The organism is Oliverpabstia intestinalis (assembly GCF_009696065.1).
Classification (GTDB): domain Bacteria; phylum Bacillota; class Clostridia; order Lachnospirales; family Lachnospiraceae; genus Oliverpabstia; species Oliverpabstia intestinalis.
Genome location: NZ_VUMS01000044.1, coordinates 1 through 11,016 on the forward strand (window position 1 = coordinate 1; position 11,016 = coordinate 11,016).

General features: G+C 47.3%; 12 protein-coding genes and 2 pseudogenes. 11 read left to right on the forward strand and 3 right to left on the reverse strand.

Annotation, left to right across the window (positions count from 1 at the left end):
• Positions 1–787: 787 nt before the first annotated feature.
• A pseudogene (locus tag FYJ57_RS13985) lies at positions 788–1,507 on the reverse strand (transposase); the annotation flags it as partial.
• 69 nt (positions 1,508–1,576) lie between these two features.
• Here FYJ57_RS13985 and FYJ57_RS13990 point away from each other — a divergent pair.
• The 6 genes from FYJ57_RS13990 (at position 1,577) to FYJ57_RS14015 (ending at position 5,588) form a co-directional block, all read left to right on the forward strand.
• A complete protein-coding gene (locus FYJ57_RS13990; protein WP_205840000.1) occupies positions 1,577–1,828 on the forward strand; it encodes a DUF4367 domain-containing protein in 252 nt (83 codons plus the stop codon).
• Between the two features lie 161 nt (positions 1,829–1,989).
• Positions 1,990–2,736, forward strand: a complete 747-nt coding sequence (locus FYJ57_RS13995) for an SDR family NAD(P)-dependent oxidoreductase (protein ID WP_154433130.1) — start codon at positions 1,990–1,992, stop codon at positions 2,734–2,736.
• 59 nt (positions 2,737–2,795) lie between these two features.
• Positions 2,796–3,185, forward strand: coding sequence for a rhodanese-like domain-containing protein (locus tag FYJ57_RS14000; protein WP_154433131.1), 390 nt, complete (start codon positions 2,796–2,798; stop codon positions 3,183–3,185).
• Between the two features lie 71 nt (positions 3,186–3,256).
• Positions 3,257–3,562 carry a thioredoxin gene (gene trxA / locus FYJ57_RS14005; RefSeq protein WP_154433132.1) on the forward strand — a complete coding sequence of 102 codons (306 nt, stop codon included), beginning with the start codon at positions 3,257–3,259 and terminating at the stop codon, positions 3,560–3,562.
• A gap of 12 nt (positions 3,563–3,574) precedes the next feature.
• On the forward strand, positions 3,575–3,895 hold the full coding sequence (locus FYJ57_RS14010; RefSeq protein WP_154433133.1) for a rhodanese-like domain-containing protein: 321 nt from the start codon (positions 3,575–3,577) through the stop codon (positions 3,893–3,895).
• 1 nt (position 3,896) lies between these two features.
• Positions 3,897–5,588 carry an FAD-dependent oxidoreductase gene (locus tag FYJ57_RS14015; RefSeq protein ID WP_154433134.1) on the forward strand — a complete coding sequence of 564 codons (1,692 nt, stop codon included), beginning with the start codon at positions 3,897–3,899 and terminating at the stop codon, positions 5,586–5,588.
• 93 nt (positions 5,589–5,681) lie between these two features.
• Here FYJ57_RS14015 and FYJ57_RS14020 read toward each other — a convergent pair whose 3' ends face one another.
• Together FYJ57_RS14020 and FYJ57_RS14025 are read right to left on the reverse strand one after the other, a co-directional pair.
• On the reverse strand, positions 5,682–6,437 hold the full coding sequence (locus FYJ57_RS14020; protein ID WP_235904597.1) for a ZIP family metal transporter: 756 nt from the start codon (positions 6,435–6,437) through the stop codon (positions 5,682–5,684).
• 16 nt (positions 6,438–6,453) lie between these two features.
• Positions 6,454–7,113, reverse strand: a complete 660-nt coding sequence (locus FYJ57_RS14025) for a Crp/Fnr family transcriptional regulator (protein ID WP_235904596.1) — start codon at positions 7,111–7,113, stop codon at positions 6,454–6,456.
• Positions 7,114–7,248: 135 nt separating this feature from the next.
• Here FYJ57_RS14025 and FYJ57_RS14030 point away from each other — a divergent pair, with 135 nt between their 5' ends.
• The 5 genes and pseudogenes from FYJ57_RS14030 to FYJ57_RS14045 all read left to right on the forward strand — a co-directional run bounded on the left by FYJ57_RS14030 (position 7,249) and on the right by FYJ57_RS14045 (position 10,919).
• A complete protein-coding gene (locus tag FYJ57_RS14030) occupies positions 7,249–8,019 on the forward strand; it encodes a NifB/NifX family molybdenum-iron cluster-binding protein (protein WP_154433136.1) in 771 nt (256 codons plus the stop codon).
• 70 nt (positions 8,020–8,089) lie between these two features.
• Positions 8,090–8,719 (forward strand): rubredoxin-like domain-containing protein, encoded by a 630-nt coding sequence (locus tag FYJ57_RS15980; RefSeq protein WP_154433137.1) that lies wholly within the window; start codon positions 8,090–8,092, stop codon positions 8,717–8,719.
• 2 nt (positions 8,720–8,721) lie between these two features.
• Positions 8,722–9,291 (forward strand): annotated as a pseudogene (locus FYJ57_RS16425) (4Fe-4S binding protein); the annotation flags it as partial.
• A gap of 18 nt (positions 9,292–9,309) precedes the next feature.
• The gene (gene rbr, locus FYJ57_RS16430) at positions 9,310–9,870 is read left to right on the forward strand and encodes a rubrerythrin (protein WP_334296353.1); all 561 of its coding nucleotides are present in this window, start codon (positions 9,310–9,312) and stop codon (positions 9,868–9,870) included.
• Between the two features lie 89 nt (positions 9,871–9,959).
• Positions 9,960–10,919 (forward strand): hypothetical protein, encoded by a 960-nt coding sequence (locus tag FYJ57_RS14045; RefSeq protein WP_154433139.1) that lies wholly within the window; start codon positions 9,960–9,962, stop codon positions 10,917–10,919.
• Positions 10,920–11,016 lie beyond the last annotated feature (97 nt).

The following is an 11,016-nucleotide window of genomic DNA, read 5'->3' on the forward strand; positions in this document are numbered from 1 at the left end:
GATTAAAAAAAGATGGATTAGTTTTACATACCGTGCCGCATAAATATCCTTTCCCTTACCGTTATATTATCAAGCAGAAGTTTTTCAGACTATCTGCTTTAAAGTGCTGCCCTTTTGTCTGATTTATCAAGTAGGAATCCTTTCAGATAGCGGGACTTATATTCTGAAGCTGCTGTAAATGATATATGCATTAAGAGCAGTCCTGTTTTCTAATTTTAGCTAACTGGCATTAAGCAATCACTGCCCTCTTTTTTTTAGATTAAAATATAAACGATGAAGTATCAAAAGATGATACTAATTTATCAGAGAATGATACATAATTGGATAAAATTGAGATACCTCTGATACTTACGACTGATACAATGATTATGCTGGAAGTAGAAGATCAGCAGGACAATTAAATATTTATTTTTTCTTTTTCTTACATATTAATTATGCTGGAAAGAAAACACAAGGAGCTCCATTAGGGATTAAACCTGATGGGGCTTTTTTTGATGCCTGAAAATCTTTGATTTCCAGCCAATACCACGGGTCTGCGACCGCGTGATTGGAAAGGGAATCAAGGATGATCAGACATATCAGTAAGCCACGTGCACCTCCGCTCTTGGATTTGAAACACGAGAACAAGATTTCAAATTCAGGAGGAAAAGAAGATGTACGTACAGCATCCATATAAATTCGAAGGAAAATAGTGTGAAAGAAAGTAGAGGACAGCCGTAAATAGGCGCACTTAAATAAGCTGTCGAGGTAGGCAACTTTTAAAGTGTTATATATTTGGCATATTAGATCAAGAAGCTAATGGTTCATCTGGAGGAAGTATTCCTTCTCGTTGCAACAGGTTCTTAGCTTGCTTGATAGCCTTAGCCTTTTGTTTTTCAACTAGAGGTGCAGGTATATCGATTTTGTAAAGATCGCTCGGATTCCACTGTTCACCAGTAGACAGCATCTGGTAAATGGCAGTAAGAATCATACGGGCAATAGCGATAATGGCTCTTTTCTTGCCACGACGTTTAACAAGCGATTCATATTTCTTTTTGTAGTAAGGAGATTTGTCAGATTTTACGGCTGCATGAGCGCACTGTACTAATGCAGGTTTGAGGTAAACTCCGGCACGTGTAATCCGAACAGACTTCTTCTTACCACCAGTTTCGTTGCATCCTGGTGTTAAACCAGCCCAGCAACATAAGCGTTTGGAATTGGAAAAATGAGTCATATCAGTACCGATTTCGGAGATGATAGTGATTGCACTATCACGTTTGACACCCGGAATGGTACAGAGTAACTGGACAGCATTTTCAAAATCAATATTAGAAGAAATCAAAGTTTCAATCATTTTATCAACATCATTGATTTCAGCTGTGATATAAACCATATGTGCGCGGACGAGGCGCATACGATATTTCTGGGAATCAGTCATCTGGTAACCTTCGACGGATTCTATAACAGCATTTTCTTTGGACTTAAGACGCTTTAGAATCTTTGATGCGATTTCTTCGTGGTTAATAGATCAATACTACCGTCTCCACATGGGTCGAGACAATGGCTTGAATGTCCGCAGTACACGGGAATAAATCATATGCCGGTGTATGAGGGAACATATCAGGTCTATACAGAAGCCCTGGGAGTGCTTTTCCCGGTTGACAGTATGGACAGCTGTGAGGAAATGATGATTCAGGACTGGCCGGGCGCTCTTTACAAGAAAGATGACACGGCATTTCTCTGTTGGACTTATTCTCCGGAAGTCACTTATGTTCTGGAATACACTCCAAGCAAAATTGATGATTCCGAAATCATCAAGATGGCTGAAAGTGCAGAACCTGTAAAATAAAAACCACAGTCTACACTTCAAATCGGAGCGTGACTGTGACTTTTTATTTATGCACGGGCATGATTTTTCTATCATTCCTTCTTGGAAAAATGTGATTTTATCACGGAGAGCGTCTCCGAAACAGGTTATACTACAAATACAAAATACAAGGAGGTATTCTTATGAGACTGAAAGATAAAGTTGCAATCATCACCGGAGGCAGCCGTGGCATTGGCTACGCTACCGCAGACAAATTTTTGAAGGAAGGTGCTACGGTAATCCTGACCGCAAGCTCACAAGGTTCTGCTGACAAAGCGGTTGCGCAGCTGAAAGAAAAGTACCCTGATGCAACAGTTGCGGGAATCAGTCCTAACCTGTCCAATTTGGAATCTGTCCGCAATGCGTTCCGAGAAGCTGCCTCAAAATACGGTTGCATTGATATTCTGGTGAACAATGCCGGTGTATCCGAAAGCACTCCCTTTACCGAGTATACGGAGGAAACCTTTGATAAGGTTATGGATCTGAATGTAAAAGGCGTGTTCAATGCTACAAGAGCCGCCAGTGAGTGCATGATTGCAAAAGGTCAAGGTGTTATTCTTTCCACCTCCTCAATGGTCAGCATTTACGGCCAGCCCAGTGGCTTTGCTTATCCCGCATCCAAATTTGCTGTCAATGGCCTGACGGTTTCCCTTGCCCGAGAATTGGGTCCGAAGGGTATTCGAGTGAATGCAGTCGCTCCCGGTATTACCCTGACCGATATGATGAAGGCTGTTCCCAAGGAAGTAATTGATCCGCTCATCAAGCAGATCCCTCTGCGCCGCCTGGGTCAGCCGGAGGATATTGCCAATGCATTTGTGTTCCTGGCATCTGACGAAGCATCCTATATCACGGGCGTTGTGCTCAGTGTAGACGGAATGGCAAGAACATAAAAAAGGAAACAGGGCAGCTGGAAACGGCTGCCCTATCTTCAAAATATGGAGGTATACACATGAAAAGAATCATTCCCATTTTAATGACTTTACTGCTTCTCTCTGGTTGTGCAACGCAATCCGCTGAAAAAACCTATCGACAGATTACTATGGAGGAAGCTATTACGATGATGGAGGAGGAAACCGGATACATCATCCTCGATGTTCGTACTGCTCAGGAATATAGCGAAAAGCACATTCCCGGTGCTATCAATATTGCCAACGAATCCATTGGCACAGAGGATATCTCTGAACTGCCGGATAAAGATCAGCTGATTCTGGTATACTGCCGCAGCGGTAATCGGAGTAAGCAGGCATCTGAAAAACTGGTGAAACTGGGCTACACCAATATCATTGAGATCGGCGGAATTAATAGTTGGCCCGGTGAAACAGTCACCGGCGATAAGTGATAAAATCACAGAACAAGAAACGACTACTGGATATAATAAAGCCATAAAAAAGAAAACAGGAGGACATAAATATGTCTGCTATCAGTGTTAATAGAAACAATTTCAATCAAGAGGTTTTGAACTCGGACAAGCCCGTCCTGATGGATTTCTGGGCTCCCTGGTGTGGTCCTTGCCGCATGGTAGTTCCTCTGGTAGAGGAGATTGCCAAGGAGCGCTCCGATATCAAGGTTGTTAAAATAAATGTGGATGAGGAACAGGAACTGGCTATGCAGTTCGGTGTGATGAGCATACCCACTCTGGTGGTTATGAAGAACGGAAAGATTGTCAATCAAGTCACCGGTGCCAGACCTAAGGCTCAGATTCTCGCCATGCTATAAGGAGGTGCAAAGATGAGATTCTTCGATTTTCTGAAAGGCCCTGACATCAATCAGGGTGTCAAAGAATATAGCACTACGGATGGCGCAGTCCTGCTGGATGTTCGCACCCCCGACGAATACCGGCAGGGGCATATCCCCGGCAGTAAAAATGTTCCTTTGCAGTCCATTGACAAAGTGGCTGGCATGATTGACAATAAAGCTACCCCCATCTTTGTACACTGTCTCAGTGGTGCAAGAAGCCGCCAGGCAGCTGCTGTTTTGCAGCAGCTGGGTTATACCAACGTGAAAAACATAGGCGGAATTTCCGCTTATGCAGGAAAGGTGGAACGATAATATGAAAGTTGTCATTGTAGGCGGTGTGGCAGGCGGTGCTACCGCTGCCGCCCGTATTCGCAGACTGAATGAGCAGGCAGAAATCGTAGTTTTTGAGCGCTCGGGGTATATCTCCTATGCCAACTGTGGTCTGCCATACTATATCGGTGATGTGATTACCGATCGGTCGGATTTGACCCTCCAGACCCCGGAAAGCTTCTTCTCCCGGTTCCGTGTGAACATGAAGGTGCGTCATGAGGTCACAGCGATTCATCCTGAAGAAAAAACCGTTTCCGTGAAAAATCTGGAAACCGGTGAGGAGTTCGAGGAGAGCTATGACAAGCTGATTCTCTCTCCCGGAGCCAAGCCTACCCAGCCCCGGCTTCCCGGTGTAGGTCTTGATAAGCTGTTTACCCTGCGCACTGTTGAAGATACCTTCTGCATCAAGGATTACATCAATGCAAACCATCCCAAATCCGCTGTACTGGCAGGTGGTGGCTTCATTGGATTGGAGCTGGCAGAAAACCTGCGAGAGCTGGGGATGGATGTCACCATTGTCCAGCGTCCAAAACAGCTTATGAATCCCTTTGATGCCGATATGGCTTCTTTCATCCATAATGAAATGCGCAAGCACGGTGTAAAGCTGGCACTTGGTCATACCGTAGAAGGGTTTGAGGAAAGGGACGGCGGCGTGGATGTGCTGCTGAAAGACGAACAGCCTCTCCATGCGGATATGGTAATCCTGGCCATTGGTGTTTCTCCCGAAACCACCCTTGCAAAGGATGCCGGGTTGGAACTGGGTATTAAAGGAAGTATTGTGGTCAATGACCGAATGGAAACCTCCATTTCCGACATCTATGCCGTGGGCGATGCGGTGCAGGTGAAGCACTTCGTCACCGGGCAGGATGCTCTGATCTCTTTGGCTGGCCCTGCCAATAAACAGGGACGAATCGCTGCGGACAACATCTGTGGCGGAGACAGCCATTATACCGGCTCCCAAGGCAGCAGTGTCATCAAGATCTTCGGCATGACTGCCGCTACTACCGGCGTAAATGAGACCAACGCCAGAAAAACAGGGCTGGATGTTGATACGGTTATCCTGTCGCCCATGAGCCATGCAGGTTACTACCCCGGCGGGAAAGTCATGACAATGAAGGTGGTCTTTGAAAAGGCGACTTATCGCCTGCTGGGTGCGCAGATCGTAGGCTATGAAGGTGTGGATAAGCGCATTGATGTGCTGGCCACCGCTATCCGGGCAGGAATGAAAGCCACGGAACTGAGGGATCTGGATCTGGCCTACGCACCGCCTTATTCCTCTGCGAAAGACCCGGTAAATATGGCTGGCTTTATGGTTGAGAATATCGCAAACGGTGTTCTGAAACAATGGCATCTGGAAGATGCAGATCGTCTTCCTCGTGACGGAAGCGTAACTCTGTTGGACACCCGCACTGTGGAAGAATTCGCACACGGACACATTGACGGCTTCTTTAACATCCCGGTGGACGAGCTGCGGGAGCGGCTGGGTGAGCTGGACAAGCGTAAGCCTGTCTACGTCATCTGTCAGAGCGGTCTGCGCAGCTACATTGCCTGTCGTATCCTGGCCGGAAACGGCTTTGACTGTTATAACTTCTCCGGCGGCTTCCGGTTCTACGACGCGGTGATACATGACCGCTGCCTCATTGAATCGGCTACCGCCTGCGGCATGGACAAATAAACATCCGCCGCATCTCTCCAACAATTTTGGTAGAGATGCGGCGGATTTTCATCCTCTGACTGCAGCAAACATTTCAAACATCTGAATCACACTTTACCCCAAAAAGAAATCACTGACCAGCATCACACAGAATCCGGCCAGGAGCGCATAGGTTGCTCCGGTCTCGCTGCCGTGGGCATGGGTTTCGGGAATCATTTCATCGCTGATGACATAGAGCATGGTTCCTCCCGCAAAGGCCAGAGCAAAGGGGAGAATGGCCGAAGCAATGCTTACGGCCCAATATCCCAGAAGCGTACCGACGACTTCGATCAGCCCGGTCACCATGGCGCAGACAAAGGTTTTTACCGGGGATACGCCTGCTGCCAGCATGGGCGCAATGATCACCATGCCTTCGGGGATGTTCTGCAGGGCGATACCGCAGGCGATCATCATCGCCTGCGCCGTGTCTTCACTTCCAAAGCTGACACCGGCGGCAATCCCCTCCGGCAGGTTATGGATCGCGATGGCTGTGACAAACAGCAATACCTTGTCAAGGTTGGTGCTGCGGTGTGTTTCCGTATCGGTTCCCACCAGCCTATGCAGGTGGGGAACCAGCTTATCAATGAGATTCAGGCACACCGCCCCAGTAAAGATCCCGATGATGGAAACGAGGATCCCATGGGTTCCGCCATAATTGAGAGATGGCAGAATCAGTCCCAGTACAGCCGCAGACAGCATAACACCTGCCGCAAAGGACAGCACTATGTCGGAGAATTTGTGGGAGATATTCCGAAAGACAAAGCCAATGAGACTTCCAAAAATGGTCGCGCCCCCAACGCCGAGGGCGGTGAGCAATACGATTTTCATCATCAACGATACAGGTCTTCTATGTATCAGAAAGTTCCTGCAATCTCCTTTCTTCACAAATCTCCACGGTGCCCCGCGCCAGCTTCACCATACCCTCGTTCTGGAAATAGCGAAGCATTCGGGTAACTACCTCACGGGCGGTGCCCATGTGGCCCGCAATGGTTTCATGGGTAATCTTGAGGATGTTTGTTTCCTCTAAGCTGCATTCCTCCAGCAGAAATTCTGCCAGCCTTTTATCAAAGCTTTTCCATATGATCTGCTCCATGAGCCACATAACCTCAGAAAAACGGGTAGCCATAATTTCGTTGGTAAAATTAGCTACCACAGCAGACTCTTTCATAATGCGCTGATAAGTGTCAGCAGAAATAACCCACATCGTGGTATCCTTCTGCGCCTCAATGGTGATCTCAAACTGAATGCTGTTCATCATACAGGAGGCGGAAAACAGGCAAATATCCCGATCAAACAAACGATAGAGGCTAATCTCCCGTCCTTCATCGGAAAGAATATAGGCACGAAGCTGTCCGCTTCTTACCAGCAGAAGACCGGTACACTCCACAGTTCCGTTGTGAATCACAGTCCCTTTGTCCACTTTTCGTAAAACTGCATTTCGCTCCAAAATCTGCTGCTGGGTCGGTGTCAGTTTGTTCCAAATTGGAAAATAGGATGAAAAATCCATGGGTACACCTCCTTGAATACACATAGTATAAAACAATTTATGGCATATGTCAATAATTCCGTTGACATATAGGAAAAGGAGATGTACAATGGTCGTATAAATGGCATATGCCGCAAATAATATGGAGGTGAATCTATGCCAAGACCGAGAAAATGCAGAAAAGTTTGTTGTTTGCCGGATAATGATGGTTTTGTTCCGGTTCGTGGCGGCGAGGAACTGACTCCCATTGTCCTGAATGTGGATGAGTATGAATCCATTCGCCTGATTGACCGTGAAGGTTTTTCTCAGGAGCAATGCGGAGAATATATGCGTATTGCCAGAACAACGGTTCAGCAGATTTATGCAGCTGCCCGCAAAAAACTGGCCGATGCGCTGGTTGAGGGACTTCCTCTGCGAATCGAGGGAGGGGATTTTACACTCTGCAGCGGAAACAGCGCAGCCTACGGGTGCAGAAATTGCTATCAGCAAAAAATCCATCCGATGCACGAAAAACCGAAAGGAGATAATATTATGAGAATTGCAGTCACTTATGAAAACGGAGAAATCTTTCAGCACTTCGGTCACACCGAACAGTTTAAAATCTACGATGTGGAAGATGGAAAAATCATTTCGTCTGAGGTTGTGGATGCTGGCGGCAGCGGACATGGTGCACTGGCAGGCGTCCTGAGTGCACTGAAGGTGGATGCCCTGATCTGCGGCGGTATTGGCGGCGGTGCCCAGATGGCACTGAGCGATGTGGGTATCCGGCTTTATGGTGGTGTTTCCGGCAACGCTGATGCAGCAGCAGAAGCACTGGCAGCAGGCGAGCTGGACTTCAACCCCAATGTCCGGTGTGATCATCACGACCACCATGGGGAAGGTCACTCTTGCGGTTCCCACGGCTGCGGCCATCACTCCTGCGACTGAAATAGGTGATTAAGTCACGGAATATGTGTCGTGATTTGATAAAATATAGATAAAGGAGGCGGTAAAACCTATGAAACAATATGTTTGCGGCATTTGTGGATATATCCACGATGAAGCTGTCGGTGGCAAGTGGGAAGACCTACCTGCCGATTGGAAGTGTCCTGTCTGTAAAGCAGGCAAAGACGCTTTCAAACCCAAAGAAGAAAAAACAGCGTCCCAGGAGGTCCTTGAAAAGCCCCATGTGGACAAGGAACTCTCTCCCATGGAAATGAGCATCATCTGCTCCAATCTGGCCCGTGGCTGCGAAAAGCAGTATCTGCCCCAGCAGGCAGATGATTTCAGAAAACTGGCAGAGTTCTTCAGAAGCAAGGCTGCGCCCGTCGAGGAGGCCAGCACAGCCAAGCTGCTGGAACTCATTGACAAGGATTTGTCTGTAGGGTATCCCTATGGCAATGCTGTAGCCGGTGAAAAGCCTGATCGGGGTGGCCTGCGCTGTCAGGTGTGGAGCGAAAAGGTTACCCGAATGCTCCAATCTCTGCTGACTCGATATGAATCTGAGGGAGACAAGATGTTGGAAAACACCGGTGTCTGGGTTTGCACGGTCTGTGGTTTTGTCTATGTTGGTGACACAGCTCCGGAGCTATGCCCGGTATGTAAGGTTCCTAGTTGGAAATTTGAAAAAGTGGAAGGGAGGGCATAACTATGGCTGAAAAATACGCAGTAAGAAATCTTCGCTTATGTACTAAGGATTGCCTTTGCCTCTATGTCTGCCCTACCGGAGCGACTGATACAGAGAACAGCATCATTGATCCTGAAAAGTGTATCGGCTGCGGTGCCTGTGCCGAAGCCTGTCCATCCTCTGCAATCTCTATGGTTCCAAAAGAACTGCCGCCCCAGCAGCCGAAAGAAGAAAAAGTTGTCGAAGCACTTCGTGGCTTAGTTCAAAGCAAAGCCAATGCAGAGAACATTGCTTCGCAGCTTCCTGATGTCTTGAGCGTCGCTGTGGAAAAATCCTCTCGCCTGATGGCTGAGGATCTGTGCAGAGAAGCCGGCTTTATGCTGCCTCAGAGCAGCAACACCAGATCGTTTCTGGAAAGTATTAAAACGTATCCCGGCATTCCTGTGGATGCTGTGGAATCCCTGTTAAAAAACATTCAATTCAATGAAAAAACGGAGGAAAAGAAAATGGAAAAATGGAAATGCACAGTCTGCGGTTACATTCACGAAGGCCCTATGACACCTGATTTTAAGTGCCCCATCTGCAAGCAGCCCGCCGACAAGTTTGTGAAGATTGAGGATGCTGCGGCTCCTGCAAAGAATCCCTATGCAGGCACCAAAACCGAGAAAAATCTGTGGGAAGCCTTTGCTGGTGAATCTCAGGCACGCAACAAATATACTTACTTTGCTTCAGTAGCCAAGAAAGCCGGTTACGAGCAGATTGCTGCTCTGTTCCTGCATACTGCACAGAACGAGATGGAGCACGCCAAGTTGTGGTTCAAAGCTCTGGGCGAGCTGGGCGATACTGCCGAGAACCTGCTCCATGCTGCTGAAGGTGAGAACGCCGAGTGGACGGATATGTATGACCGCATGGCTCGTGAAGCTGATGAGGAGGGATTCCATGATCTGGCTGAACAGTTCCGTGGCGTAGCTGCCATTGAGAAGATGCACGAGGAGCGCTACCGCAAGCTTTTGAGCAACGTGGAGACCATGCAGGTGTTTGAGAAGAGCGGCGTTACCATCTGGGAGTGCCGTAACTGCGGACATATCGTAGTAGGAACCAAGGCTCCTGAGATCTGCCCTGTCTGCAAGCATCCTCAGGCATTCTTCGAAGTGCGTGCGGAAAATTACTAAGAATCAATAGCCTATAGATGATGGAAGTATAAAAGGCAGTATGCCGCCTGTCGGTTTCCCGGCAGGCGGTTTTTTACAGGAGGATGCCTATGATTCAAGATAATGCCAGCTTTACCTTTTTACATCGCATAGAGGAAGTAGAACTGAACATTGAGGATGGACGCTGGCAATCTGCTTTGGCATTGGCGCTGACTTTGCCTGATATTTGTGGCGGAATTGCTTTCCCAGAAATTGTAAAGCGTTATCGGGATGGGCGTGCTGTTCTGGACAGAAACCAGAGACCAACTCGTGATGTAGGAAATCAATATATTCGTTGGTTTGATACATACGCAGCACCTTTCTTTAAAGTCTCTGCGCAGGATATCTCGCCCTATATCTGCGGAGAACGATGCTGGCAGCTTCGCTGTGAATACCTACACCAGAACAAAGGCTTTGCAAATACTGAGGACAATACTTCGATTCGTTTTCACTTGGGCGTGAATTGCGGAACCTCAGTTTGTCAACTGGATAGAATTGGTTCTGACAATAGCCTTATGGACATCCGTATCGATATTGAACAGTTTTGCCGAAGAATGTGTCAAGCGGTCAGAGCTTATTATGAAGCAGTACATACAGAAAAAGATTTCAACCTTTATAATACGCCAGTTCTTGATTTTATAAAGGCATCACAAGATGAGCAATCAAATGCCACGATTGTTATTATGTGCAGCAATTCAGCCTATGGGAACGGACTGAAACTGGCACTTCAGCGCTTATCAAAAAACATCCTTGTATTTGAAACTCCGCAGGCAGCAAGAAAAAAACTTGGCAAGAAAAAGCATATGCTTTGGGTTGTTACGGAAGCTCTGACAAAACAGCCGGATCAGCCATGGCGGGCGGATAAAAGAACACCCGTGATTCTTCTATCCAATCAACTGGAATCAGAAATAACGATAGAAAAGAATGCAGGTAAGTTGATCATCTTGCCCATGCCTGTTCTACCAGGAAGTCTCCGTAATGCAGTTAAGGCTTATCTTTTGTTAAAGGAGGAAGCCTATGGGATCAGGTAATATTAAATGGCATGTACACTGCTCTGTCTGTGGAGCATTTCTGGAGAAAAGTGCACAGAGCGATTCAGAAGTGGATTGCAAAAAATGCAGGAGTACA

Bases quoted from the DNA above. Each gene is read 5' to 3' on its own strand.
- FYJ57_RS13990 (WP_205840000.1), top strand. From the start codon at position 1,577: ATGCCGGTGTATGAGGGAACATATCAGGTCTATACAGAAGCCCTGGGA.
- FYJ57_RS13995 (WP_154433130.1), top strand. From the start codon at position 1,990: ATGAGACTGAAAGATAAAGTTGCAATCATCACCGGAGGCAGCCGTGGC.
- FYJ57_RS14000 (WP_154433131.1), top strand. From the start codon at position 2,796: ATGAAAAGAATCATTCCCATTTTAATGACTTTACTGCTTCTCTCTGGT.
- trxA (WP_154433132.1), top strand. From the start codon at position 3,257: ATGTCTGCTATCAGTGTTAATAGAAACAATTTCAATCAAGAGGTTTTG.
- FYJ57_RS14010 (WP_154433133.1), top strand. From the start codon at position 3,575: ATGAGATTCTTCGATTTTCTGAAAGGCCCTGACATCAATCAGGGTGTC.
- FYJ57_RS14015 (WP_154433134.1), top strand. From the start codon at position 3,897: ATGAAAGTTGTCATTGTAGGCGGTGTGGCAGGCGGTGCTACCGCTGCC.
- FYJ57_RS14020 (WP_235904597.1), bottom strand. From the start codon at position 6,437: ATGATGAAAATCGTATTGCTCACCGCCCTCGGCGTTGGGGGCGCGACC.
- FYJ57_RS14025 (WP_235904596.1), bottom strand. From the start codon at position 7,113: ATGGATTTTTCATCCTATTTTCCAATTTGGAACAAACTGACACCGACC.
- FYJ57_RS14030 (WP_154433136.1), top strand. From the start codon at position 7,249: ATGCCAAGACCGAGAAAATGCAGAAAAGTTTGTTGTTTGCCGGATAAT.
- FYJ57_RS15980 (WP_154433137.1), top strand. From the start codon at position 8,090: ATGAAACAATATGTTTGCGGCATTTGTGGATATATCCACGATGAAGCT.
- FYJ57_RS14045 (WP_154433139.1), top strand. From the start codon at position 9,960: ATGATTCAAGATAATGCCAGCTTTACCTTTTTACATCGCATAGAGGAA.